At 70.2% G+C, this 25,560-nt stretch carries 23 protein-coding genes and 1 pseudogene; 15 read left to right on the forward strand and 9 right to left on the reverse strand.

The genetic code is table 11. The annotated features are described in order from the left end of the window. Window positions 1–84: 84 nt before the first annotated feature. The 4 genes from V6U86_RS16240 to V6U86_RS16255 all read right to left on the reverse strand — a co-directional run bounded on the left by V6U86_RS16240 (window position 85) and on the right by V6U86_RS16255 (window position 4,096). Window positions 85–852 carry a hypothetical protein gene (locus tag V6U86_RS16240; protein ID WP_334503980.1) on the reverse strand — a complete coding sequence of 256 codons (768 nt, stop codon included), beginning with the start codon at window positions 850–852 and terminating at the stop codon, window positions 85–87. A gap of 287 nt (window positions 853–1,139) precedes the next feature. Continuing rightward, complete coding sequence (locus V6U86_RS16245) at window positions 1,140–1,481, reverse strand: ArsR/SmtB family transcription factor (RefSeq protein ID WP_334503982.1); 342 nt, start codon at window positions 1,479–1,481, stop codon at window positions 1,140–1,142. Between the two features lie 201 nt (window positions 1,482–1,682). Then, on the reverse strand, window positions 1,683–2,876 hold the full coding sequence (locus V6U86_RS16250) for an endo-1,4-beta-xylanase (RefSeq protein ID WP_334503984.1): 1,194 nt from the start codon (window positions 2,874–2,876) through the stop codon (window positions 1,683–1,685). Between the two features lie 395 nt (window positions 2,877–3,271). Then, window positions 3,272–4,096 (reverse strand): PIG-L family deacetylase, encoded by an 825-nt coding sequence (locus V6U86_RS16255; protein ID WP_334503987.1) that lies wholly within the window; start codon window positions 4,094–4,096, stop codon window positions 3,272–3,274. A gap of 191 nt (window positions 4,097–4,287) precedes the next feature. Between V6U86_RS16255 and V6U86_RS16260 the strand changes: the two genes are divergently transcribed. Beyond that, entirely contained in the window at window positions 4,288–5,193 is a 906-nt protein-coding gene (locus V6U86_RS16260) for an alpha/beta fold hydrolase (RefSeq protein ID WP_334503989.1), read from the forward strand. 4 nt (window positions 5,194–5,197) lie between these two features. On the opposite strand, the gene prfH is transcribed toward V6U86_RS16260, so the two are convergent. Next, on the reverse strand, window positions 5,198–5,827 hold the full coding sequence (prfH, locus tag V6U86_RS16265; RefSeq protein WP_334503992.1) for a peptide chain release factor H: 630 nt from the start codon (window positions 5,825–5,827) through the stop codon (window positions 5,198–5,200). Further along, on the reverse strand, window positions 5,824–7,011 hold the full coding sequence (locus tag V6U86_RS16270; protein WP_334503994.1) for an RNA ligase RtcB family protein: 1,188 nt from the start codon (window positions 7,009–7,011) through the stop codon (window positions 5,824–5,826). The genes prfH and V6U86_RS16270 overlap by 4 nt, the downstream gene beginning before the upstream one ends. Before the next feature lie 173 nt (window positions 7,012–7,184). Here V6U86_RS16270 and V6U86_RS16275 point away from each other — a divergent pair, with 173 nt between their 5' ends. After that, window positions 7,185–7,718: an adenylate kinase gene (locus tag V6U86_RS16275; RefSeq protein ID WP_334503996.1), complete on the forward strand. Its 534-nt coding sequence runs from the start codon at window positions 7,185–7,187 to the stop codon at window positions 7,716–7,718. Here the strand turns inward: V6U86_RS16275 and V6U86_RS16280 are convergent. After that, window positions 7,693–8,343, reverse strand: coding sequence for a class I SAM-dependent methyltransferase (locus V6U86_RS16280; RefSeq protein WP_334503998.1), 651 nt, complete (start codon window positions 8,341–8,343; stop codon window positions 7,693–7,695). The genes V6U86_RS16275 and V6U86_RS16280 overlap by 26 nt on opposite strands. Before the next feature lie 117 nt (window positions 8,344–8,460). Here V6U86_RS16280 and V6U86_RS16285 point away from each other — a divergent pair, with 117 nt between their 5' ends. Then, on the forward strand, window positions 8,461–9,216 hold the full coding sequence (locus V6U86_RS16285) for an SDR family oxidoreductase (protein ID WP_334504000.1): 756 nt from the start codon (window positions 8,461–8,463) through the stop codon (window positions 9,214–9,216). A gap of 12 nt (window positions 9,217–9,228) precedes the next feature. Here V6U86_RS16285 and V6U86_RS16290 read toward each other — a convergent pair whose 3' ends face one another. Both V6U86_RS16290 and V6U86_RS16295 read right to left on the reverse strand, forming a co-directional pair. Next, on the reverse strand, window positions 9,229–11,460 hold the full coding sequence (locus tag V6U86_RS16290) for a hypothetical protein (RefSeq protein ID WP_334504002.1): 2,232 nt from the start codon (window positions 11,458–11,460) through the stop codon (window positions 9,229–9,231). 130 nt (window positions 11,461–11,590) lie between these two features. Next, window positions 11,591–12,136, reverse strand: a pseudogene (locus V6U86_RS16295) (AraC family transcriptional regulator); the annotation flags it as partial. Here V6U86_RS16295 and V6U86_RS16300 point away from each other — a divergent pair. The 12 genes from V6U86_RS16300 (at window position 12,119) to yjfF (ending at window position 25,549) form a co-directional block, all read left to right on the forward strand. Then, window positions 12,119–13,102 carry an SDR family NAD(P)-dependent oxidoreductase gene (locus tag V6U86_RS16300; RefSeq protein WP_334504007.1) on the forward strand — a complete coding sequence of 328 codons (984 nt, stop codon included), beginning with the start codon at window positions 12,119–12,121 and terminating at the stop codon, window positions 13,100–13,102. The pseudogene V6U86_RS16295 and the gene V6U86_RS16300 sit on opposite strands and share 18 nt — an antisense overlap. Before the next feature lie 56 nt (window positions 13,103–13,158). Continuing rightward, window positions 13,159–14,307: an FUSC family protein gene (locus V6U86_RS16305; RefSeq protein ID WP_334504009.1), complete on the forward strand. Its 1,149-nt coding sequence runs from the start codon at window positions 13,159–13,161 to the stop codon at window positions 14,305–14,307. 92 nt (window positions 14,308–14,399) lie between these two features. Beyond that, on the forward strand, window positions 14,400–14,924 hold the full coding sequence (locus V6U86_RS16310; protein ID WP_334504012.1) for a hypothetical protein: 525 nt from the start codon (window positions 14,400–14,402) through the stop codon (window positions 14,922–14,924). A gap of 70 nt (window positions 14,925–14,994) precedes the next feature. Next, window positions 14,995–15,837, forward strand: coding sequence for a DUF4097 family beta strand repeat-containing protein (locus V6U86_RS16315; protein ID WP_334504014.1), 843 nt, complete (start codon window positions 14,995–14,997; stop codon window positions 15,835–15,837). Between the two features lie 33 nt (window positions 15,838–15,870). Further along, on the forward strand, window positions 15,871–16,848 hold the full coding sequence (locus V6U86_RS16320) for an ATP-binding cassette domain-containing protein (protein ID WP_334504016.1): 978 nt from the start codon (window positions 15,871–15,873) through the stop codon (window positions 16,846–16,848). After that, complete coding sequence (locus V6U86_RS16325) at window positions 16,845–17,633, forward strand: ABC transporter permease (RefSeq protein WP_334504018.1); 789 nt, start codon at window positions 16,845–16,847, stop codon at window positions 17,631–17,633. The genes V6U86_RS16320 and V6U86_RS16325 overlap by 4 nt, the downstream gene beginning before the upstream one ends. Window positions 17,634–18,260: 627 nt before the next feature. Further along, entirely contained in the window at window positions 18,261–19,943 is a 1,683-nt protein-coding gene (gene araB / locus V6U86_RS16330; RefSeq protein ID WP_334504021.1) for a ribulokinase, read from the forward strand. Further along, window positions 19,940–20,632, forward strand: coding sequence for an L-ribulose-5-phosphate 4-epimerase (locus V6U86_RS16335; protein ID WP_334504023.1), 693 nt, complete (start codon window positions 19,940–19,942; stop codon window positions 20,630–20,632). Before araB ends, V6U86_RS16335 begins: the two co-directional genes overlap by 4 nt. 128 nt (window positions 20,633–20,760) lie before the next feature. Then, the gene (locus V6U86_RS16340; RefSeq protein WP_442934947.1) at window positions 20,761–21,765 is read left to right on the forward strand and encodes an ABC transporter substrate-binding protein; all 1,005 of its coding nucleotides are present in this window, start codon (window positions 20,761–20,763) and stop codon (window positions 21,763–21,765) included. Between the two features lie 189 nt (window positions 21,766–21,954). Next, complete coding sequence (locus V6U86_RS16345; protein WP_334504025.1) at window positions 21,955–23,496, forward strand: sugar ABC transporter ATP-binding protein; 1,542 nt, start codon at window positions 21,955–21,957, stop codon at window positions 23,494–23,496. Next, window positions 23,493–24,563: an ABC transporter permease gene (locus V6U86_RS16350; protein ID WP_334504027.1), complete on the forward strand. Its 1,071-nt coding sequence runs from the start codon at window positions 23,493–23,495 to the stop codon at window positions 24,561–24,563. The genes V6U86_RS16345 and V6U86_RS16350 overlap by 4 nt, the downstream gene beginning before the upstream one ends. Then, window positions 24,560–25,549: a galactofuranose ABC transporter, permease protein YjfF gene (gene yjfF, locus V6U86_RS16355; RefSeq protein ID WP_334504029.1), complete on the forward strand. Its 990-nt coding sequence runs from the start codon at window positions 24,560–24,562 to the stop codon at window positions 25,547–25,549. The genes V6U86_RS16350 and yjfF overlap by 4 nt, the downstream gene beginning before the upstream one ends. Window positions 25,550–25,560 lie beyond the last annotated feature (11 nt).

Here is a 25,560-nt window from a genome sequence, read left to right on the forward strand (position 1 = left end):
GCGAGCGCGACCCGGGTCCAGGTGTCCATGATCCGACGGAGAACCAAACCGATCGGTGGAGGTGTTGGTGGCGGGGACGCCGGCCTACCGCTGCCAGGCGTCGATGGCGCGTACGCCGTCGCGAACGACCCGGTCCAGGATGGCCGGGTTGCCGCTGGTGCCCTCCCACCCCTGGTCGTTGAAGACCGTCACCGTGCTGTCGACGCGAGCCACGGCGATCTGGCTGGACGCGGTGTCGCCGGTGCGTTCACCGTTCAGGCTCGTCTCGGGCCAGGTTCGGGTCAGCAGCAACGCCTCGCCACCGACCCCAGGCAGCACCTCGCTCTTGACGGTGACGCGGTTTCCGGACTGGTCGTACGAGGGGCACGCCTGCACGGCGGTGCGGAGCCGGTCCAGGTAGGCCGAGGCCCCGGCGCCGTCGAAGGTGAAGATGGTCTGGTGGATCATCCCCTGTGGCACGTTGCTGGAGGGCTCGCCGGCCGTCTGGTAGGTGACGGTCATCGCGGCGCTCGCGGTGACCTGCCGGCCACCGGTGCCGAACTCGTTGCCGCACAGCGTCGGCAGGGCCTCCTCGACGGGTGTCGTCCGCCGGGGCGACTTCCGCAGTTCGGCGGGCAACTCGACGAAGGCCGAGGTCGGGATGGTCACCCGAGGGCTGCTCGCGCTCGGAGACGGTGTGTCCGTCGGGGGCGCTGACGCCGACGCGGTCGTCGGTGCGGTGGTCGGCAGGGCCGAGCCGGGCGGATCATCGGTGGTGGTGCAGGCGGCGGCCAAGGCGATGGTGCCGAGCAGCGGAAGCAGCGCGAGCGCACGTCGCGTACGGGCCGGCGGCAGTGGTGTGGATCGGCTCATCGTCACCCCTCATCTGTGCCGGGGGAAGTGCCCTGCGCCGAGCCGGCCGAAACGATCACGCGGCGGCCCGGAGATCGACCGGACCACCGGATTTGAGGCGTCATCGCATCGACCGGGCCGTTAGGCCGCCCCCGCGTGACCAGCGTAATCGCTCAATGCGCCACCGGACTGTCGGATGACGTCCAGGCGTGCGGAGTCGGCTGCTGCCGGCCGAGCTGACGCCCGGACCCTGCGGCAGGGGCTGGACCGCGCCGGAGCGGATGTGACGGGCCAGCTTCCCGGCCCGGTCAGCGGGTCCGCTTCGTCGCCCGCTTCCGGGGCGGCGTCAACAGGTCGGCGATCTGCGCGATCGCGGCGGGCACCAAGCGGTAGTACGCCCAGACCCCGCGCTTGTCGCGTTCGAGCAGGCCAGCCTCGGTGAGGATCCGAAGGTGATGACTCACCGTCGGTTGAGAGAGGTTGAGCGCCGAGGTGAGGTCACTGACGGACGCCTCACCTTCCGGCGCGGACTGGATCAGGCTGAGCAACCGGAGTCGCGCCGGATCGGCGAAGGCCTTCAGGACCCCCGCTAGCTTCTCGGCATCGGCCCGCTTGATGGGATCGCCGGTGAGCGGCGAGATCGCAGGCATGGCAGTTTTCGCAGTTCCCACGCCTGCCATAGTGACACCAACACCATCAATAAACCGGCAGAAACCGGCACCAGTCCTCCGATGGCGTCCAGATGGCGGAACGGAACCACCGAACGTGAGTCGAACGTCGACGTCCGTGCCGGCCGTAGGGCCGTGTGGAGCTTCGGGAAGCTCCACACGGCCCGCACGCCGAGATGCGCGTCAGCGGCGCGGTTTGGGGGCGATGCGGGGCAGCACGTACGGCGGCCCGGCGAAGATCAGGTCGGACTTCAATTCCTGGTACGCCCGCTTGGGCTGGTAGTTCTCGTCGTAGATGGTCGCCAATCCCTCGGGCGGGTCGCTGAACCAGCCCGGCACCCAGGAGTGGTTGTCACTGAAACCCCACACCGTGTACGACAGGCAGCTCCGCACGGCGAGGCACGCCTTCATCAGCACGCTGAAGTTGGCGGCCGAGGCCTGAAGTCGGGGGTTGATCTCCTCCGAGTTGCCCGCCTGGACGGCTTCGGTCAGCTGGCTGCGGACGTCGACCTCGGTGAACGCGGTCGCGACACCGAGCCCGCTGAACTTCTTCAGCGCGGCGGTCACCTGGAGGGTGTCGTAGTTGCCGTACTGGGTGCCCAGGTGGCCCTGGGAACCGACGCCGTCGATCGGCACACCCTGGGCGCGCAGGCTCTTGGTCATGTCGTACACGAACTGGGTCTTGTCGTCCGCCGGGTTGCCCGAGCCGAACGCCTCGATGTTGTAGTCGTTGTAGAACAGCAGCGCCTTGGGGTCGGCGGCCCGTGCCCAGCGGAACGCGTCGGCGATGTAGCCGGGCCCGAGGTTCTGCGCCCAGAAGCCCTTGTAGTGCAGGGTCGACGGGGTGTCCCACGGGTCACTGACCGCCTCGTTGACCACGTCCCACTGCCAGATCTTGCCCTTGTAGCGTTTGACGACTGTGGTGATGTGGTTGCGCAGCAGCTCGCGCAGCTCCTGCTTGCTGATGGAGCCGTCGGCGACGCCACTGGTCAACCAGGCGGGCAGTTGGTTGTGCCAGACCAGCACGTGGCCGCGCACGCTCTGCCGGTTGCGCTTGGCGAACTCGATGAGCTGGTCGGCTGGCGCCCAGTTGTAATTGCCGCGGGTGGGCTCCAGGCTCTCCCACTTCATCGCGTTCTCGGCGGTGACCGAGGCGAACTCGGTGGCGGCCAGCTTGCGGTACTGCGGGTCGCTGGCGTCGTTGAGGGCATCGATGCTCACCGCGGTGCCGACGTGCAGGCCGTGGCGCAGGCCGAGGGTGCCGAGGCTCTGCGTCGTGGGGTCGTACGGCCGACTCGCGGTGGCCGGCACGGCGTTCAACGTCGCGACGGTCGCGACGGCGACCAGGCCGACGGTCGACCACTGTCTCACGTTCATGTGCCTTCCCTTCCAGACGATCAATAGATGAATCTCGATCTAGGAGGTGAGGGTCCGTCCGGTGTTGGCGGGCGGGGACGCCGGCGAGGTTGGTGACGCCGGTAGTTCCGGCCGGAAACCGGAAACTCGCTCGAAACATTAAGCCGGTCAATGTCTGGGCGTCAACGCTGAAAACTTCCGGAAATTCATCACATGACCTGCGTAGCCCCGAGCGATAGGAGGTCGAAACTTTCGGGGTCCGCCCCGCCCCGGCCCCAGCGCAGGATGCGACAGCCCGACGCCGTGCGTGGTGCCATCAGCACGGTGCAGGCCTCTGGGCGTCAGCGCGGCGCACAACGACAGGGCATCGTCGACACGGTGGTCGACGATGCCCTGGTGTCGCTGCGGAAGACCGGTCAGCGCAGACCGGCGAAGAGGTCGTCCTCGGGGATCGGCGCGTCGGTCCGGTCCCGGACCCGCAGGAACGTCTCCACGCCCATCAGCTCGGTGAACCGCTCCTGGCCGAGTTGCAGGAAGAAGATGTTCTCGGTCTGACTGGCGTGAGTGGCCAGCGCCTCGAACTTCTGCGCGCCGTACTTGCTCGTGTCGACCCAGGTGGTGATCTCATCGTCGGGCAGGCCGAGCTGCGGCTCCGTCGCCTCGTCCGGCTCGGCCCACTCGACGCCGAGCTCCTTCATGATCCGACCGAACTCCGCGAACGCCGTACGCGGCACCGTGGTCCAGTAGACCTTCGCCGGGACGTCCGTCTGCTCGACGGCGGCCATGGTGATCCGATGCGCCTGGATGTGGTCGGGGTGGCCGTAGAAGCCGTTCTCGTCGTACGTGACGATCACGTCCGGCTGGTACTGCCGGATCAGCTCCGCGAGCCGGGCCGCCGCCTCCGCCACCGGTGTCGTCCAGAACGCGCCGGGCAGGTCGTTGGTCGGCCAGCCCATCATCCCGGAGTCGGCGTAGCCGAGGGTCTCCAGGTGGGTGACGTTCAGCGCGGCGCAGCTGGCCAGCAGCTCGGCCTGGCGCATCGCCACGACGGCGGCCGGGTCGTGCCCCTCCTCGCCCGGCTTGACCCCACCCGGGCCGTCCCCACACCGCCCGTCGGTGCAGGTCACCAGCACGGTGGTAACCCCCTCGGCGGCATAGCGGGCAAGAACGCCGCCGGTGCTCGTCGCCTCGTCGTCGGGGTGGGCGTGCACCGCCATCAGGGTCAGAGGTCGCTCAGCCATGCCATCACCCTACGGTCACCCGACCACGACCCCACGACCTCCGCCGGGAACGTCCGCGGGGGCGGGGCATCCTACCCAGCTCGACATCGGTCGAGCGGTGCTTGTGTGAACGGTGCTCAGGCTCCGGGCGGGTCGTTAGATTCGGGCGTGATCAGCACATCCGAGCAGGTCCGGACGTGGGGAGACAATCGATGGCAAGGGCCGTTGGCGGGTTCACCGACCTGCGACAGATCGAGGCCGGACTGCTGAACGTCGGATACGTGGACGCCGGGCCGCCGGACGGGGAAGCGGTGATCCTTCTGCACGGGTGGCCCTACGACATCCACAGCTTCGTCGACGTCGTACCGCTGCTCACCGCGGCCGGTCACCGGGTCGTCGTGCCGTACCTTCGGGGCTACGGCACCACCCGGTTCCGCTCCGCCGACACCATGCGAAACGGCGAACCGGCGGCCATGGGGCTCGACCTCATCGCCCTGATGGACGCCCTGAAGATCGACACCGCGAAGCTCGCCGGTTTCGACTGGGGCGCGCGGACCGCCGATGTGGTCGCGGCGCTGTGGCCCGAACGCTGCCGAGGGCTGGTCTCGGTGAGCGGCTACCTGATCGACGGGCAGAAGTCGGGCACGGTGCCGTTGCCGCCGAAGGCGGAGTTCGCGTGGTGGTACCAGTACTACTTCGCCACCGAGCGCGGACGGCAAGGGTACGACAAGAATCGGCGCGACTTCGCCAAGCTGATCTGGCAGACCGCGTCCCCCAGATGGACGTTCGACGACGCGACGTTCGACCGCAGCGCGGCGGCGTTCGACAACCCCGACCACGTCGACATCGTCATCCACAACTACCGCTGGCGGCTGGCCCTCGCCGACGGTGAGCCGCAGTACGACGAGATCGAGCAGCGCCTGGCCGCGAAGCCGAAGATCACGGTGCCCAGCATCTCCCTGGAGGGGGACGCCAACGGTGCGCCGCACCTGGAGCCCACCGTCTACGGCAAGCAGTTCGCCGGCCCGTACGAGCACCGGACCGTCGGCGGTGGTGTCGGGCACAACCTGCCGCAGGAGGCGCCGCAGGCCTTCGCCGACGCGGTGCTGGAGGTTTGAGCCCCTAGCCGCCCGGTCGCCCGGGCGTCGGACGTTCCACGCGCACCGGATCGCCGCGAACCAGCCGGTCGTGGATCCGCCACCGGGCGGTGGTGACGGCCCGCCGCGCCGCCTCGTCACCGCTCTCGATGCGGTGCCGCAGCAGGTCCAGGGCGATCCGCCGGTTCAGGCCGAACTGCCGCTCCTCGTCCACCACGACCACCATGCCTGAGGGACGGTGCGTTGCGCGTACCGCTGTGCTGGCCTTGTTCCGGTGCTGACCACCCGGCCCGCCGGTACGGCAGGCGACGATGTCGACGTCCGCCTCGCGGAACGTCGTCGGTTGAGCGTCGCGTTCGGGCGGCTGGGCGGTGACGTACCAGTTCTTCCGGCCGGTGCCCGACCGGTACGGGCTGGGGGCCTGCCAGCACAGCGTCCCGGTCCACGAGGCCGCGAACGCCTCGGCGTCGACACCCGAGATCCGGATCAGCACCGACCGGTAGGTGCCGGTGCGGTCACCGGGCACCGCCTGAACCTGCTGGATCGTCAGACCTCGGCGGGTGCCCTCTGCGCGCAGACGGTGCAGCAGCTGACTCAGTGCCCAGGCGCACTCCTGCGGCCCGCGTCCGGCCGACAGCAGCAGGAACACGTTCACGACCGGCCTCGCCTGCCGCGGTGGCCCCGCCGGTCCGGTCGTGCCGCGGACCCGAGATCGGGCGTCTTGTAGGTGACCAGGGGAGTCGTGCTGGCCACCGGCGTGGCCAGGCGGTGCTCGACCAGGTCGGCGATCACCTGCTCGATGCGCTTGTACGCCGTGGGCGCCTCCTCGAAGAGCAACTGCCGGTCACCGCACACCACCAGCGACCCCACCGGCGTACGGCGTAGCTCCTCGACCGTGTGCTTGGCCCGACCCCGCCGCAGGGCGTCGGCGCGTGACATTTTGCGGCCAGCACCATGGGCCACGGAATGGTTGGCGTCCGGCCCGGCGTGCGCGGCCACCAGGTAGGACGCCGTTCCCCGGGTGCCGGCGATCAGGACGTCGCGCCCGTCGCCCGGTGCCGCGCCCTTGCGGTGCAGGTAGCCCCCGTCCCGGACCTCGACCAGGTTGTGGCACTGGTCGACGATCGGTGCGGTGGGCTCGGCCCCCAACGCGTGCGCCACCCGGGCGGCCAGCACCCGCCGGTTGAGCGATCCCCAGCGCACGGCGTCGTCGTGCCTGCTCAGGTAGGCGGCGGGGTCGGGGGCCGGCCCCGCGCCGTGGACTTCGGTGTGCGCCCGCAGGATCTGCTCGCCCAGGCCACGGGAACCGCTGTGCACGATCAGCACGAGATCGCCCGCGTCGAGCCCGAGCCGGCTCGCGTGACGTCCGTCGAGGATGGTGTCGACGCGGGCCAGCTCCACGAAGTGATTGCCTCGGCCGACCGTCCCGAGACCGTCCAGGTAACCGGCCGGAACGGCACAGTCGACGGCGGCCCAGGCGGGGTCGTCGGCGTCCCGCACCGGATCGAGTGGCTGGTCGAGGTCGGGGAACCGGGCGGCGAGCCGTTCCGGTACGGCGCGCTTGAGCTTGATCGGAAACACGGCGATGCCGCAGCCGATGTCGGAGCCCACCAGGAACGGGTACAGCACTGTCGACGCCATGGCCGCGCCGATCGGCGCGCCCTTGCCGGGGTGCAGGTCCGGCATCGCGGCGACGTGCCGCATGCCGTTCAGGGCGGCGACCTGCTGGCACTGGGCGAGCGCTTCGGACTCGATCCAGCTCGCCGGCGAGGCGAACACCGTGACGGTGGCCGGGGCGGACGGGGGCAGGGTCTCCCGAGGGAGGTGGTGCTGGGACAAGGAGGCTCACTTCTCGCGGCGGACGTGGGAACGGACGGCGTCACGGCCCCGGGGAGGCATTCACCGGTGGCGCGGAGCAGGGGAGGGTGTCCGTCAGTACGTCATGGCCGTCACTCTGGCCGAGGCGCGCCAGGCACGACAACCGATTTTCCTTCACCACGTACGCTGCCGCGATGAGCGCACCGCGTCGCATCCTGATCTACGGGGTGTACGGCTCCGGCAAGTCCACCCTCGCCGCGCGGTTGGCCGACCGCCTCGGACTGCCCTGGTATCCGGTGGACGACCTGCTCTGGCAGCCGGGGTGGGTCGAGGTGCCGGTCGATGAGCAGCGCAGCCGGATCGAGAAGATCTGCCGACGGGACCGCTGGATCATCGACGGGGCGTACCACGGTTGGCGGGACGTCCCGATCGCCCGCGCCGATCTGGTCGTCGGCCTGGACTATCCACGGTGGCGCTCGTTCGGGTGGTTGCTCCGCCGCACCGTGCGCCGCGTGCTGACGGGCGAGGTGATCTGCAACGGCAACCGCGAGTCGCTGAGCAGTGTGCTGTCCCGGGACTCGATCCTGGTGTGGCACGTCACCGCGTTCGCCCGGGCTCGACGGCGGATGCGGGCCTGGCAGGCCGACCCGGCCGCGCCGCCCGTGGTGTTACTGCGCTCTCCGGCGGACCTGGACGCCTGGCTCAGCGGGCTGTCGGGGCCGGTTTGACCGCCCGGCCGAGGACGCAGGGGGAGGAGGGGCTGTTGCTGGTGGCCGGGAAACGGAACCGGCGCAGCTCCGCCACCTCGAAGCCGGCCGCCGCGATGGCGGCGACGGTGTCACGGGCGGGGTGGCAGCCGGCGAACAGCTTCGGCCACAGTGTGGCTTCGACGATTCGTTGGGCGCGGCGCAGACCGCTGCCCTCCTCGGCGGCCACGTGCTCGAAGAACCGCACCTGGCCCTCGGGGCGCAGCACCCGGCTGATCTCGGCCAACGCGCTCGCCTGATCGGGCACGGTGCACAACACCAATGCGACCACGGCGGCGTCGAACTCGCCGTCCCCGGCGGGCAGCGCCTGGGCCAGACCGTCGACGACAGTGACCGGAACCGGCGCGTCCGACGCGGCGCGCTCGGCGGAGGCCCGGAGACGCCGCTCCGGCTCGACCGCGAGGACCTGGGTCACCTCCGGCGGATAGTGGGCGAACATCCGCCCGTTGCCCGCACCGATCTCGATCACCCGGCCGGACAGGCCGGCGACCAGCTCCCGCCGGAACGCCGCGGTGCCGGCGCGGTCCATGGCGACGCTGAGTCGCTCGTACACCCGGGCGAACACGGGGTGGGAAACCGTGGCCATGCCGACCTCCTGATCTCCGTCGAAGTGTTCTCTGGCGATTGTCCTGCATCCGCGCACGCTTTCCGTCTTACTGGTTGGCGGCACGATTCAACCCAGGGCAGACAGGACGGTTCGACCATGAAGATCGTCGTCATCGGGGGCAGCGGCCTCATCGGTTCCAAGCTCGTGGCCCGCCTCGACGAGCAGGGCCACGAGACCGTGGCGGCATCGCCGAAGACCGGCGTGAACACCCTGACCGGTGAGGGGGTGGCCGATGCGCTCACCGGCGCCGAGGTCGTCGTCGACGTGTCGAACTCGCCGTCTTTCGAGGACAAGGCCGTGCTGGAGTTCTTCGAGACCTCGACCCGCACGCTCCTCGCCGCCGCGTCGGACGCCGGGGTGCGTCACTACGTTGCGCTCTCCATCGTGGGGAGCGACCGGATCCCGGACAGCGGGTACATGCGCGCGAAGGTCGCCCAGGAGAAGCTCATCGCCGCGTCCGGAATCCCGTACTCGGTGGTGCACGCCACCCAGTTCTTCGAGTTCCTCCAGGGCATCATCGACGCCGCCACCGACGGCGACACCGTGCACCTCGCCCCGGTGCTCATTCAGCCGATGGCCGCGGACGACGTCGCGGCCGCGGTAGCCGAGGTCGTGCTCGGCGCGCCGACGAACTCCGTGGTCGAGGTCGCGGGCCCGGAGCCGTTCCGCCTCGACGAGTTGGGGCGGTCCCTCCTCGCGGATCAGCAGGACCCTCGTTCAGTGGTGGCCGACCCCGACGCCCGGTACTTCGGCGCCAAGCTGGGCGAACGCTCGCTCGTTCCGGCCGACGGCGCCCGCATCCCCGGCACCGCCCTGGACGAGTGGCGTGCGGGGGCCGGCCGGGGACGCTGAGCCCGGCCCCTGCTATCTCGGCGTCGCGGGCGGGCCAGCCCGCCCACCGAGTCGCTGCACCAACTCCTGAACCGCCTCGATGAACGGCTCGTCGGACTCGTCCGGCCAGTGCCCGTGGATGGGTGGGGCGACGCTGTCCCCGGGCGGCGGCACCACGTCGCGTGGATCGCGCTGTCGGCGATCGACCGCTGCGGCCGGATCGCCGGTGGTGGCCGGCGCGGGTGACGGATGCCGGGAGAAGATCCAGCCACCGATGGGATCGGTGTCGCGCCACAGGTTCACCCAGCGCCAACCCACCCGCCGGCCGATCTCGTGTAGTGCCGCGTCGTCGAGGTAGGCGGGGAAGGGCCGCGCGCAGAAACGGCGCAGTGGTGATCCGTAAGTGAGCAGAGCGACCCGGTCGCCGATCTGCGGCGGCAGTTGGAGCACCGCGGCGGCGAGCAGAATCGAGCCGTGGCTGTGCCCGGTCAGCAGCACCGCGTTGCCGCGCTCGACCAGGTAGGTGATCCGGCGGGCCAGTTCCGGCACCGCCCGCCGGGAGTAGCAGGGCGGCGCGAACGGGTGGGCGGCCCGGGGCCAGAAGGTGCCGAGGTCCCAGAGGACGCCGATGTACCGGCGGTACGGCTCGGTCCGGTACGCGAAGATGGCGCCGATGATCAGGACGAGGACGATTGCCCCGATCACCCAGCTACTGAGCGCGATGGTGAAATTGATCGCCTCCGCCGGCAATCCGATGTTTCGCTCGATGACGTTGCCCGGTAAGTGGCCGAGCAGGCCGACCGTGGTGGTGGCCGTGGCGAGTCCGGCGAGGCAACCGTAGACCACTGCCAACGGCACCAGTTTCTCGGTGAAGCGGGCCCGAGCTATCGCGTCTCGGACCTGCCTCAGGCGGGGCTCGGCCTCGGCCGGCGCGTTCGGGAAGTCGCGCGCGACGATCGCCGCCGCAGCCCGGCGTCGACTCCGGCGGGAGATCAGGATGACCAGGCCGGCGACGATCGCGGTGACCACCACTGCGCGGAAGAAGCCGTAGATCGCCCAGGTGTAGGCCCGGGGCGGGCCGGCGAAGATGCCCTCCCCGGTCGGCACGTCGCGATCCAGGAAGTCCGCCACCCGGCAGACCAGCTCCGCGGAGTACGCCACCGCCATGCTGATCCCGGTGGCCGCGACAACGAGAGCGCCCAGCCCGAACAGCGGGGTGGCGTCGCGCTCCCGGCTCCGGTACCAGAGCAGCACCACGCCCAGGGCGGCCAACAGTGTCGTCTGAGCCGCGAACACACCGACCACGGTCGGGTCGTAACCGGGCAGCCCGTGCTCCTGCGGCCACGGCTGCGAACTGGTCGGCACGTAAGCCACGACGACCACGGTCAGGATGATGGCAGCGGTCCGGAGGGTGCGGGTGATCCGGTCGAGCCGCTGGTCGGCGGGGAACCGGTCCATCAGCGGCGGGGTGCAGAGCAGCCCCACGCAGCTCGTCAGGATCACCCCCGTGATCGCCGTCAGCGCGATGGTGGCCGCCGAGGCGTCTCTCGCACCCTGGGCCAGGAGCAGGACGAGGTCCAGCGTCGCGAACGCGGCGGCGACATGGATGGCCCGCAACCGGCCCACCAGCGGCTCGGCGTCCCACTGGCCGACGGTGTCGAGCCGACACGCGGAGCCGCCCTGATCGGGTGGGCGAAACGCCTCGAAGGCTCGCCCCGGACGACAGCTGACCAGCCAGATCAGGCCGATCGCGGCGGCCGGGACCAGTGCGAGCACCGCCAGCCGCAGCTCGATCGTCCGCCCACCCAACCAGGACAACCAGCTGCGCCCGGAGAGGCAGTTCGGCGAGGCCAGGCACTTCCATCCGACGAGATCCAGCGCGACGCCGGCGATGGCGAGCACGTACAGCACGGTGAGCGTGAGCCCCAGCACCCGGCACAGGGACTTGACCGCCGCCTCGGCACCGGGGTTCGCCGGGCGCATCCAGATCGCGACGTTGACCAGCATGAAGGGGAGCAGGAACACCACCGCCAGGGTGCGGGCCACGGTGCCGGAGGGCAGATCACCCCAGCGGTACGCCTCCAGCGTCACCCCCGGCACACCGGCGCTGTCCGAGCACCGGGGGCGCGGCCGGTAGAACCCGCCGCTGCGGTCACCGGCGACCTGCCCGGTCTGTTGCAGGCCCAGCACCTGTGCGGGGCTCGCGCCGGAGACCCCGTGCACCCGTAGCTCCACGACCTCACCGGAGCTGTCCGGCCCGCTCAACCGCGTTGATCCATCCGACGTCCTCCCGAGGCGTCCCGCAATTCATGACCCGCGACCGATCCCCGACGTCATGCGTCGGCGCTGGCGACCGCTGTGACAGCGGAGCCGGGTCTACCCGATCCGGACGCCCTCAATCCCGGCGGCCGGCCTTCGCCATCTCGGCGCGGTAGGCGCGCGGCGAGAGGCCCGTGGTGCGCTTGAAGGCCACGCTCAGCGCGCTCTCCGAGCCGTAACCGACAGATTGGGCGATGGTGGCGACAGTGTCGGAGCCTCGCCGGATGCGATCCGCCGCGAGCTCGATCCGCCACCCGGTCAGGTACTCCAGTGGGCCCACCCCGACGACCTTCTTGAAGCGGGCGGCCAGTGTCGACCGGGAGACGGTGGCTGCCCGGGCCACCTCGTCCACCGTCCACGGGTGTGCGGGTCGCGCGTGCATCGCGCGTAGCGCCGGAGCTACGACCGGGTCGGTCAGGCCGGCCAGCCACCCCGAGGTGGGCTGGTCGTCGCGGGCCAGGTGCAGCCGCAGCACCCGGATCAGCAGGACCAGCGCCAGATGCTCGGCGACGAGGTGGGAGCCGAGCCGCGTCGATCGCAGTTCCGCGTCGATCTCGCCGAGGGCCCACTGGACGGCATCGACCTCCGGGGTGTCGGCGGGCACGTGGATGACCGGCGGGAGGCAGTGAACTCACGCCTCACCACCCCGTTCAACGCCCGCACCACCGCCGCCGAGATCCTCGACGGTGTCGACCTCACCGGGCGCCGCATGATCGTCACCGGGGGTGCCTCCGGCATCGGTGTGGAGACGGTGCGCGCGCTGGCCGGGGCCGGCGCCGACGTCACCGTCGCGACCCGGAACCCCCGAGCGGCCGACCGGCTCGCCGAGGAGTTCGTCACCGACGCCACCCCGGGCACGGTCCGTTCGGCCGCCCTCGACCTCGCCGACCTGGCGTCGGTCGACGACTTCGTCGCAGCCTGGCAGGGCCCGCTCGACGTGCTGGTCGCCAACGCCGGAATCATGGCGATCCCGACCCGCCAGCTGACGGCCGTGGGCTGGGAACTCCAGCTCGCCACGAACCACCTCGGTCACTTCGCGCTGGCCCGGGGGCTGCACGACAACCTGCGCACCGCCACGGCGGCCCGGGTCGTGCTGGTGAGCTCCGGGGCGCACCTGGCCGCGCCGTTCGACTTCGACGACCCGCAGTTCGAGCGGCGCCCGTACGACCCGTGGTCGGCCTACGGCCAGTCGAAGACCGCTGACGTGCTGCTCGCTGTCGGCATCACCCGCCAGTGGGCGGCTGACGGGATCACCGCGAACGCCCTCAACCCCGGGTACATCTTCACCAACCTCCAGCGCCACATCGGCGACGACACGATGCGTGCGGCGGGCGCGATGGACGAAGCGGGCAACCTCGTCGAGGCGGATTACTACAAGACGCCCGCCCAGGGCGCGTCGACGACGGTGCTGCTCGCCGGCTCGCCTCTGCTCGACGGGGTCGGCGGCCGGTACTTCGACGACAACCAGGAGGCCGAAATCGTCGCCGGTGGCCCCGACGCCACCGGCGGGGTCGCCGCCTACGCCCTGGACCCGGCCGCCGCTGACCGGCTCTGGGCTTACGCCGAGAAGACGCTCGCCGCACGCTGAGGGCGCCGACGCCTCTTGGCGAGGATTGAGCCGGTCTTGGCAGGGTAGGCGTCGCCATGGTCGCTGCCGGTCGGCGCGGAGCGGACGCGGGCCCGTCGACCGTCGTCCGGCTCTCGGACCGCGTGCTGGCCACGCTGCGCGACCGGCTCCGTCGGGTGCGGGCCATCGGTGGCCTGGCCCTGCAGGCCGGCCTGGCCGCGGCGCTGTCCTGGTTCGTGGCGCACTCGGTGCTGCATGTGCCGCAGCCGGTCTTCGCGCCGATCTCCGCCGTCTCGACGCTCGCCGCGTCGGTCGGCCAGCGGTTGCGTCGCACCGTCGAGCTGATCATCGGTGTCACCGTCGGGGTGCTGATCGGCGACCTGCTGCTCCTGGTCATCGGCACCGGGTGGTGGCAGCTCGCCCTGATCGTCGTGCTGGCGATCGTCGTCGCGCTGTTCCTCGCGGGCAGCGCGGCGGTGGTGATCCAGGCCGGAGCGACGGCGGTGCTCATCGCCACGCTCAGCCCGGCCGTCCGGGATCTGGAGATCCCCCGGTTCGTGGACGCGCTCATCGGGGGAGGGGTGGCGCTGCTGGTCAGCGCCGTGCTGCTGCCGCTGAACCCGCTGCGGGTGCTCAACCGGGCCGCCCGGCCGGCGTTGGATCTGCTGGTGAGCCAGCTTGAGGCCACCGCCGAGGCGTTGACCGAGCGTGACGCCGCTCGGGCCCGTACCGCCCGGGGTGAGCTCCGCCAGAGCGCGGGCCGGTTGAACGCGTTCGTCGAGGCGACCCAGGGCGCGCGGGAGGCGAGCATGCTGTCGCCGGTGTACTGGCACCACCGGCGCGGGCCGGTGGGCCGCTACGCGCAGGCGGCGGAGCCGATCGACCGGGCGATGCGCAACAGCGGGACGTTGATCCGGCGGTCGGTGACGCTCATCGAGGACGGCGAGCCGGTGCCCGAGTCGCTGCCGAGGTCGGTCGCCGATCTCGCGGAGGCCGTCCGTCTGTTCAAGCGGCAGTTCGCCGCCGGTGCTGAGCCGGATCGGGCGCGGGAGCAGGCGCTGCGGGCGGTCGGGCACGCCGGGCACGCCTATCGCGACGGCGTCGGCTTCTCCGGCGCGGTGGTCGTGGCGCAGGTCCGGACGACCGTCAGTGACCTCCTGCTCGCTTCCGGCCTGGCTCAGGAGGACGCGAATCTCCTGGTCCGGAGGGCTTTCGGCGATCTCTGAGAGCCCGGCTACCCGCCAGCGGAGCCAGGCGACGGCACCTACGTGAGCCATCACTGTTGCATCCTGAGCCAAAATGATGCCATGATGGTGCCATGGAGCTGAGGTCGTACGTCGAGAACCTGCGAGACGAGTTCGCCGTGGCCGCGGAGGGTGTGGACCCGGAGGCCCGGGCGCTTGCCGAACGGCTCTTCGCGCAGTTGGAGGCGGCCACCCGTCTCACGCTGCTCGAAGCGCTCTCCGACGCGGCCGACGAGATCACCCGTGACCTGGCGCCGGGTTCGGTGCACGTTCGGCTGCGCGGGCGCGAGCCCGACTTCGTGGTGACGCCGGCCAGCCCGCCGGTCGAGGTGGCGAGCGAGGCCAGCGGCCCGCCACCGCTGTCGGTGCCGGTGTCCGCGCCCGACGGTGACGAGGGCGGCACCTCGCGGATCAACCTCCGGCTCCCTGACCACCTGAAGGCCAGCGTCGAGGACGCCGCCGGCCGTGCCGGGCTCTCGGTCAACGCCTGGCTGGTGCGCGCCGTCGCCGGTGCCATCGGGGCGGGCGACCCGGGACGCCGTCCACCGCGCCGGGTGGAGCCGACCTCCGGCCAGCGCTTCACCGGCTGGGCCCGCTAACTTCCCGTACCCCTTCCGCCGCGCCGCTGACCTGCGGCGACCTTCGCCGACCACCTTTCGGGAGACCACCATGCCTGTTTTCGAGACGCCAGAGCCGATTTCCGCGCAGATCGAACTGCCGGTCGGCGATGCCTGGATCGCCGCGAGCGACCGCACCGACACGGTGGTGACCGTTCGGCCCCGCGACCCGTCGAGCAAGGCCGACGTGAGCGCCGCCGACCAGACCACCGTGGAGTACGCCGCCGGGAAACTGGTGATCAGGGTGCCGAAGAGTTGGCGCCGCTACGGGTTCGGCCCGGGGCCGTCGGTCGACGTCCTGATCGAGCTGCCGGCCGGTTCGCGAGTGCACGCCGAGGCGTCGTGGGCGGCGTTCCGCTGCGAGGGTCGGCTCGGCGAGTGTCGGATCAAGACCGGGAGTGGCATCCGGCTCGACGAGACCGGGCCATTGGAGATCGACAGCAGCCACGGCGATGTCGCCGTGGAGAGGGTCGTGGGTTCCGCCCGGGTGAAGGCCTCCTCCGGCAAGGTGCGCATCGGCGCGGTCGATGGCACCGCCGAGATCAAGAATTCGTCCGGCGACTGCTGGATCGGTCGCAGCGGTGGCGACGTCCGGATCAACACGGCCTACGGCGACATCACCGTGGACGCGTCGCTGGCCTCGGTGACGGCGCGCACCGCCTACGGCAACCTTCGGCTGGGTGAGGTCGCCCGTGGCGCGATCGACGTGCAGACCTCCTACGGCGCGATCGAGGTCGGCATCCGTCGCGGGACCGCCGCGTGGCTCGACGTCAGTTCCAAGCATGGCCGCGTGCACAACGCGCTGGAGTCGACCGACAGCCCGGCGCAGACCGACGAGACGGTCGAGGTCCGGGCTGACACCTCGTACGGCGACATCATGATCCGCCGCGCCTGACCTCCCACCCCGTCGAGCACGAATGAGGAGACCATGACCAGCTCCCTGAACCCCGCGATCGTCGCTACCGACCTACGCAAGTCCTACGGCGACAAGGTCGTGTTGGACGGCATCGACCTGATGATCACCGAGGGCTCGATCTTCGCGTTGCTCGGTCCCAACGGCGCCGGCAAGACCACCACCGTGCAGATCCTCTCCACCCTGATCAAGGCCGACGCCGGCACTGCGCGCATCATCGGCCACGATCTGACCCACGAGCCCGACGCGGTACGCGCGCTGATCGGCGTCACCGGCCAGTTCTCCGCCGTCGACAACCTGCTCACCGCTCGGGAGAACCTGACCCTGATGGCCGATCTGTGCCACCTGGACCGGGCCGCCGGTCGGCGTCGGATCGCCGACCTGCTCGACCAGTTCGACCTGACCGAGGCGGCGGGCAAGCCGGTGTCGACGTACTCCGGTGGCATGCGTCGGCGGCTCGACCTCGCGATGACCCTGGTCGGCCAGCCCCGCGTCATCTTCCTCGACGAGCCGACCACCGGCCTCGACCCGCGCAGCCGGCGGGCCATGTGGCACATCATTCGGGCGCTCGCCGCCGAGGGCGTCACCATCCTGCTCACCACGCAGTACCTGGAGGAGGCCGACCAGCTCGCCGACCGGGTGGCGTTCCTCGACCATGGCCGGCTGATCGCCGAGGGCACGCCGCGCGAACTCAAGCGGCTCATCCCGGGTGGCCACGTGGTGTTGCAGTTCGCCGACCAGGAGGGGCTCGACTCGGCGGCCCGGACGTTCCGGGCCGCCACCCGGGACGACGCCGCGCTCACCCTGCAGGTGCCGAGTGACGGCGGGGTCAAATCGCTGCGATCCCTGCTGGACCAGCTCGACCGCGCCTCGATCAGCGTGGCGGGGCTCTCCGTGCACACCCCCGACCTCGACGACGTCTTCCTCACCCTCACCGGTCAGCCCGAGGCCCCGGCCAGCCGACCCGACCACGAAAGGGCTCCCGCGCGATGAGCACCCTCTCCCTCGCCGTCCGCGACTCGAACACCATGCTGCGGCGCAATCTGCTGCACATGCGGCGGTATCCGTCGATGACGTTCCTGCTCATCGGCATCCCGATCATCATCTTGCTGCTCTTCGTCTACGTCTTCGGCGGCACGCTCGGCGCTGGCCTCGGCCCGTCCGGCGACCGCTCGCAGTACGCCAACTACGTCACCCCCGGCATCCTGCTCATCACGGTGGTCAGCGCCGCGCAGGGCACCGCCATCTCGGTCGCGATGGACATGACCGAGGGGATCATCGCCCGGTTCCGCACGATGTCGATCTTCCGACCGTCGGTCCTGACGGGTCACGTGCTGGGCAGCCTGATCCAGACCATGCTCAGCCTCGCGGCCGTCACCGGTGTGGCGCTGTTGGTCGGGTTCCGGCCCACGGCCAACCCGGTCGAGTGGCTCGCCGCGGTCGGCGTCCTCGCCATGATCACTTTTGCGCTCACCTGGCTGTCCGTCGCCCTCGGTCTGGTCAGTGACAGCGTCGAGACGGCCAGCAACCTGCCCATGCCGCTGATCCTTCTGCCGTTCCTCGGCAGCGGGTTCGTCCCCACCGACTCGATGCCGGCAGCCGTGCGGCTGTTCGCGGACTACCAGCCCTTCACGCCCGTGATGGAGACCCTTCGCGGCCTGCTGCTGGGCACCGGCATCGGCAACAACGGGACCATCGCCGTCGTCTGGTGCGTCGTCATCAGCGTGGTCTGCTTCCTCTGGGCCAAGGCCCTCTACAACCGCAACCGGACGGCCTGATCCCGCCATCGCAGCAGAGAGCCGGCGGCTCGGCCCCCACTGGGGGTCGGGCCGCCGGCTCGTGGCGTCGCGCGGCCCGCGGGCCGGCTCCACGACCCTCGGGAGACACCAGTCGACCTTGTCTCCGGTGCTGTCCGCCGCGCGGGTCGCTCCGGGCGGTGGCGGCACGGCAAGACGTCGATTGTTATCGATAACACCGCCGCGCCAACCGGTTGCGCGCTGTGCGGGCCGCCGCTGCGGAGCGCTCACCCATGAGCCTGCATGGTCACCAATGGCCGTGGCACGGATCTGAGCACGCGAGCGCGACGGCCCAGCGATGTTATCGCTGCCATCGTCGGCGCGAGAGAGGTGGTCGCTATCGGACGGTCGTCCCGCAGTGTCCGGCGCGCTGGACCTGTCGCCCCGCCGGTAGGCGGCGCTCCGGACGGCATCCGTTCCGCGCGTAGGCCCCCTTCCTCGCCTGGCTGGGGCAGTTGAGGCGGAAATAGAGCGCTTTGCGCCGGTCCGCTATCAACCCTCCCGAGTCGGTGCGCCTTCCGCGTTCCGTTACGGAGCTGTTGCGGGTAGATGTCTTGACGAGGCTGGATGTGAGCGTTAACACTATCCCCGTTAACGGTGGAGGTGAACATGAACCGTGTGGACGGAGCTGACGACCGCTACGTCGTCGGTGTCGATTACGGCACCCTGTCCGGGCGAGCTCTGGTGGTCCGTGTCGGCGATGGTGCCGAGTTGGGGACCGCGGTGCACGAGTACGGCGATGGCGTGATCAGCACGGCGCTGCCAGGAGGGCGAACGCTCCCTCCGGACTGGGCCCTGCAGAACCCGCAGGACTACCGCGACGTGCTGCGGTACGCCGTCCCGGCGGCGGTGTCCGCCGCAGGGGTGGACCCGGCGGCGGTGGTCGGCATCGGCATCGACTTCACCGCCTGCACCGTGCTGCCGACGCTCGCCGACGGCACTCCGCTGTGCGAGACGCCCGAGCTGCGCGATCGGCCGCACGCCTGGGTCAAGCTGTGGAAGCACCACGCCGCGCAGCCGCACGCCGACCGGATCAACGCGCTGGCCCACGAGCGGGCCGAGCCGTGGATCGGCCGGTACGGCGGCAAGATCTCCGCCGAGTGGCAGTACGCCAAGGGCCTGCAGTTGCTGGAGGAGGACCCGGAGGTCTACGACCGGGCCGAGCGCTTCATCGAGGCTGCCGACTGGATCGTCTGGCAGCTCTGCGGCACCGAGACCCGTAACGTCTGCACGGCCGGATACAAGGGCATCCTGCAGGACGGTCACTACCCCTCCGAGGACTTCCTGACCGCGCTCAACCCCAACTTCGGCGACTTCGTGGCCAAACTGGACGGCCCGTTGCTGCCCCTCGGTGCCCGAGCCGGCGCGCTCACCGCCCAGGCCGCCGCATGGACCGGCCTGCCGGAGGGGATCGCGGTGGCGGTCGGCAACGTCGACGCGCACGTCACCGCGGCGTCCGCACAGGCGGTGGAGCCCGGTCGGCTGGTCGCCATCATGGGCACCTCGACCTGCCACGTGGTCAACGGCGCGGAGGTCGCCGAGGTCGCCGGCATGTGCGGTGTCGTGGACGGCGGCATCAGCCCCGGCGCCTGGGGTTACGAGGCCGGGCAGAGCGGCGTCGGCGACATCTTCGGCTGGTTCGTCGAGCACGCCGCCCCGGCTGGCGTCGACTCGCACGAGCGCCTCACCGAGCTGGCCGCGAGCCAGCCCGTCGGCGCGCACGGCCTGATCGCCCTGGACTGGTGGAACGGCAACCGTTCCCTGCTGGTCAACCACGACCTCAGCGGGATGATCGTCGGCATGACCCTGGCCACCCGGCCGGCGGACATCTACCGGGCCCTGCTGGAGTCCACCGCGTACGGCACCCGGATGATCATCGAGGCGTTCGTCGACGCCGGAGTCCCGGTGAACGACCTGGTGATCGCCGGTGGTCTGACCAACAACGCGCTGCTGATGCAGATCTACGCCGACGTGACCAAGCGACCGCTGAACATCATCGCCTCGGCGCAGGGGCCGGCGCTGGGCTCGGCGATCCACGCCGCCGTCGCCGCCGGCGAGTTCCCCTCGATCCACGAGGCGTCGCGGGCGATGGGTCGGGTGCACGAGGCCGTCTACCGTCCGGACCCCGAGCGGGCACGCGCCTACGACGCCCTCTACGCCGAGTACCGGGCGCTGCACGACCACTTCGGTCGCGGCGGCAACGACGTCATGCTCCGCCTGCGGGCGATCCGCAACGCGGCGGTCGAGACCGCCGCGACCACCCACGAGGCCCCGCTGGAGGTGGTGGCGTGAACGCCGAGGTGAACCGACAGATCGGCGAGCTGCGTGAGACGGTCGCCCGCCTGCACGCCGAGCTGACCCGGTACAACCTGGTCGCCTGGACGTCCGGCAACGTCTCCGCGCGGGTTCCCGGCCAGGATCTGATGGTGATCAAGCCGAGTGGGGTGAGCTACGACGACCTCACCGCGGCCACGATGGTGGTGTGCGACCTCGACGGCGTTCTCGTCGAGGGCGACTTCGCCCCGTCCAGCGACACCGCCGCCCACGCCTACGTCTATCGGGCCATGCCCGAGGTTGGTGGTGTCGTACACACGCACAGCTCGTACGCGACCGCCTGGGCAGCGTGTGGGGAGCCGATCCCCTGCCACCTCACCGCTCAGGCCGACGAGTTCGGCGGGGAGATCCCGATCGGCCCGTTCGCGCTGATCGGCGGCGACGACATCGGCAAGGGCATCGTCGCCACGCTCGCCGGGCACCGCTCGCCCGCGGTGCTGATGCGCAACCACGGCGTGTTCACCATCGGCCGCGACGCCCGCGCGGCGGTCAAGGCAGCGGTGATGTGCGAGGACGTGGCCCGTACCGCGCACCTGGCCCACACCCTCGGGCAGCCGGTCCCGATGGCACAGGCCGACATTGACTCCCTCTACGACCGCTACCAGAACGTCTACGGCCAACAACCAGTCGCACCGGCGGGTTCCTGACCCTCACCGAACATCCGGGACCCGTCGGTCTGCACCACGACGCACCAGCACGCACCACCCGCGTACGCCGCTCCTTCGCACCTCGGCGGTTCGCGCGGTTACCCACCACATCCAGCCAAGGAGATTCGATGGGAAAGATGCGAACGCAGTCCGCTCCGTGGCGCGCTGCCGCGGTCCTCGCCAGCGTGCTGCTGGTCGGCGGCGTGGCGGCCTGCGGCAACAGCGACACCGGCGGCGGCGGGGCCAAGGACGACGGCAAGATCACGATGGGCTTCTCCCAGGTCGGTGCGGAGAGCGGCTGGCGTACCGCGAACACCATCTCGATCAAGGAGGCCGCTACTGCGGCCGGGATCGAGTTGAAGTTCGACGACGCGCAGCAGAAGCAGGAAAACCAGATCAAGGCGATCCGCAACTACATCCAGCAGAAGGTCGACGTGATCGCCTTCTCGCCGGTGGTGGAGTCCGGGTGGGACACCGTGCTCAAGGAGGCGAAGGACGCCGGCATCCCGGTCATCCTGACCGACCGCTCGGTGGACTCGGCCGACAAGTCGCTGTACAAGACCTTCCTCGGCTCGGACTTCGTCAAGGAGGGCAAGCTCGCGGGTGAGTGGCTGGTCGAGCAGAAGAAGACCGCCTCGGGTCCGGTGAACATCGTCGAGCTGCAGGGCAGCACCGGCGCGGCACCGGCGAACGACCGCAAGAAGGGCTTCGCCGAGGCGATCGCCGCCAACCCGAACCTGAAGGTCATCGCCTCCCAGACGGGCGACTTCACCCGGGCCGGCGGTAAGCAGGTCATGGAGCAGTTCCTCAAGGCCAACCCGAAGATCGACGTGTTGTTCGCGCACAACGACGACATGGGCCTGGGCGCTCTCGAGGCGATCACCGCCGCCGGCAAGACGCCCGGCAAGGACATCACCATCATCACGATCGACGCCGTCAAGGACGGGATGCAGGCTCTCGCCGACGGGAAGTTCAACTTCATCGCGGAGTGCAGCCCGCTGCTCGGCCCGCAGCTGATGGACCTGGCCAAGAAGGTCCACGCGGGCCAGGAGGTGCCTGCTCGGATCGAGACCGAGGAGACCACCTTCACGTCTGAGCAGGCGAAGGAAGCTCTGCCCAACCGTAAGTACTGATCGACGACGGGGTCGCCGCGCTCGCGTGGCGGCCCCGCCGCGTCGCTTCCCTACCCGAAACGGACCGGGCTTGGCCCGCGACGACCCTCGTAGCACGCCCGCCCGAGCGACCCCCCAGGGGCGATCGGGCGGGCGTCGCGGGGGCGTGGCGGCCCTTCCGTGTCGACAACCCAGAAGAGGTCTGATGGGATGACGGATAGCCGTCCGGTCCTGACGATGACCGGGATCAGCAAGTCCTTCCCCGGGGTGCGCGCACTCCACGACGTCAACTTCCGGCTCTTCCCCGGCGAGGTGCACGCCCTGATGGGCGAGAACGGCGCCGGCAAGTCGACCCTCATCAAGGTGCTCACCGGTGTCTACGACACCGACGAGGGCGCGATCACCCTCCACGACGAGCCCGTGTCGTTCACCGGGCCGATGCAGGCGACCGCCGCCGGTGTGAGCACCGTCTACCAGGAAGTCAACCTCTGCACCAACCTCTCGGTGGCGGAGAACATCTTCATCGGCCGTGAGCCTCGGCTCCTCGGCGCCGTCCGCTGGGGCGAGGTTCGCCGCCGCGCCCGAGCCCTGCTGACCCGCCTCGACCTCGACCTCGACGTCAGCGCGCCACTCGGCTCGTACTCGCTGGCGATCCAGCAGATGGTCGCCATCGCCCGCGCGATCGACATCAAAGCCCGGGTGCTGATCCTGGACGAGCCGACGTCCAGCCTCGACGCCGACGAGGTGGCGCAGCTGTTCCGGATCATGCGGCAGCTGCGCGACGAGGGCATCGCCATCCTGTTCGTGACCCACTTCCTCGACCAGGTCTACGAGATCGCCGACCGGATCACCGTGCTGCGCAACGGCGGGCTGGTCGGCGAGTACCTCACCACCGAGCTTCCCCAGCTCTCCCTGGTCGAGAAGATGATCGGCAAGGAGCTCGACGTCCTGGAGGGCATCGAGGAGCACTCCCGGCGGGACCTGGCCACCCTGGAGGAGGGCACCCCGCTGGTGGCGGTGTCGAACTTCGGTCGGGCGGGTGCGGTCGAGCCGTTCAGCCTCACCATCCACGCCGGCGAGGTGGTGGGCCTGGCCGGCCTGCTGGGCTCGGGGCGTACCGAGGTGGCGCGGTTGTTGTTCGGGGCCGACCGGGCCGACGGCGGTCAGGTCGCGATCGACGGCGCTTCGGGCAGCCTGCGCACCCCCGCGCAGGCCATCGACCACGGCGTGGGCTTCTGTTCGGAGAACCGCCGTGCCGAGGGCATCGTTGCCGACCTGTCGGTCCGCGAGAACATGATCCTCGCCATGCAGGCGGCCCGCGGCTGGCTGCGGCCCGTTCCGCGTCGCCGCCAGGACGAGCTGGTCGACAAGTACGTCAAAGCCCTCAACATCCGGCCCGCCGACCCGGAGATTCCGGTCCGTAACCTCTCCGGCGGCAACCAGCAGAAGGTGCTCCTGGCCCGGTGGCTGATCACCGAGCCACGTCTGCTGATCCTCGACGAGCCGACCCGGGGCATCGACATCGGTGCGAAGACCGAGATCCAGAAGCTCGTGACGCAGCTGTCCGACGGGGGCATGGCGGTGCTGTTCATCTCCGCCGAGTTGGAGGAGGTGCTGCGCCTCAGCCACAAGGTTGCCGTGATGCGGGATCGGCAGATGGTCGCGCAGCTCGCCAACGACGAAAGCCTCGACGCCGACCGCGTCATGCAGACAATCGCCAGCGGATCCCACCGGGAGGAGGCAGACCGATGAACGACACCCTGAGCCGCTATCGGACGATGACCGGACACCGGCTGTTCTGGCCCGCCGCCGTGCTGTTCGTCATGCTCGCGGCGAACACGATCTACCGGCCCGGGTTCCTGTCCATCGAGCTCAAGGACGGGCACCTGTACGGCACGCCGATCGACATCCTGCGGCTGAGCGCACCGTTGATCCTCGTCGCGCTGGGCATGACCCTGGTCATCTCGACCGGCGGCATCGACCTGTCGGTCGGCTCGCTCTGCGCGATCAGCGGCGCGATCGCCTGCATGTACATCAGCAAGCAGCCCGACCAGAGCAGCCTTGGCGTGGTGGTGACCGCCCTCGCGATGGCGATGGGGGTCTCGCTCGTGCTCGGCGCCTGGAACGGGGTGCTGGTGGCCGTGATCGGCATCCAACCGATCATCGCCACCCTGATCCTGATGGTCGCCGGCCGAGGTCTGGCCCAGCTGATCACCGAGGGTCAGATCATCACCATCAACTCCGAGCCGTACCGGGCGATCGGCCTGGGCCACGCGTTGACCCTGCCGCTGGCCATCTTCATCGCGCTCGCCGCGGCCCTGCTCGTCGCCGCGTTCACCCGTCGCACGGCGCTCGGCATGATCATCGAGTCGGTGGGCGGCAACTCGGTGGCCAGCCGGCTCGCCGGCATCCGGTCCGGCCGGGTCATCTTCCTGGCCTACGTGATCAGCGCCGCGTGCGCCGCGGTCGCCGGTTTCATGATGACGGCCAACGTCTCCAGTGCCGACGGCAACGCCGCCGGCCTCTGGGTCGAGCTGGACGCGATCCTCGCGGTCGTGATCGGTGGTACCTCCCTCGCGGGCGGTCGGTTCTTCCTCAGCGGCACGATCATCGGCGCGCTGATCATCCAGACCCTGACCACCACGGTGTACGCCATGGACATCTCACCGCAGACGTCGCTGCTGTTCAAAGCGGTAGTCGTCATCGCCGTCTGCCTCATCCAGGCACCGGCCTTCCGGGCCCGGTTCAGCCGCCGTAGGCGCAACGTTCCGCCGCCCGCCCCCGTCGCCGACAAGCCGAAGGAGCAGGTGCCGGCATGACCACTGGAGCGCTTACCGCCGGTCGTACCCGGTTCCGGCTGCCGAGGAAGCAGATACCGGTCCTGGCGACGCTCGCCCTGCTGCTGGTGATGTACGGCATCGGCGTCTCGCAGTACACGGCGTTCTCCAACGTCCAGGTCATCTTCAACGTCTTCATCGACAACGGCTTCCTGCTCGTCGTCGCGGTGGGCATGACCTTCGTGATCCTCACCGGTGGCATCGACCTGTCGGTCGGTTCGGTCGTCGCCATGACGGCGATGGTGTCGGCCGCGCTGCTGAAGGACGGCATGCCGGCGGCGCTGGTGCTCGTCATCGCCCTGCTCATCGGCCCGACGCTCGGCCTGCTGATGGGCTGCGTCATCCACTTCTTCGAGATCCAGCCGTTCATCGTCACGCTCGCCGGGATGTTCTTCGCCCGGGGCATGTGCACGTTCATCTCCGGCGCGTCGATTCCGATCACCGACGGCTTCTGGACGGCGATGTCGCAGGAGCGGATCGGCAACCCCCGCGGCAACTTCGTGTCGATCAGCGTGCTGATCGCCTTCGTGGTGGTCGTCATCGCCGCGTACGTGCTGGCCTACACCCGGCTGGGACGCAACGTGTACGCCATCGGCGGCAACCCGCAGTCGGCGTTGCTGATGGGCCTGCCGGTGGGGCGGACCCGGATCGCCGTCTACACGATCAGTGGTCTGTGCTCGGCGATCGGCGGCATCCTGCTGTCCTTCTACACCCTCTCCGGCGCGCCGCTGATCGCCGTGGGGATGGAGCTGGACGTCATCGCCGCCGTCGTCATCGGTGGCACGGTCCTCACCGGTGGCGCGGGTTACGTCTTCGGGACGGTGCTCGGCGTGCTCGTCCTCGGCGTGATCCAGACCCTCATCACCTTCGATGGGAGCCTCAACTCCTGGTGGACCAAGATCGTGATTGGCGGCCTGCTCTTCGCGTTCATCCTCCTGCAGCGCCTCATCGGAATCCGTTACAAGTGACCGCCCCTCTC

Source organism: Micromonospora sp. CPCC 205558 (assembly GCF_036902955.1).
Taxonomy (GTDB): Bacteria; Actinomycetota; Actinomycetes; order Mycobacteriales; family Micromonosporaceae; genus Micromonospora.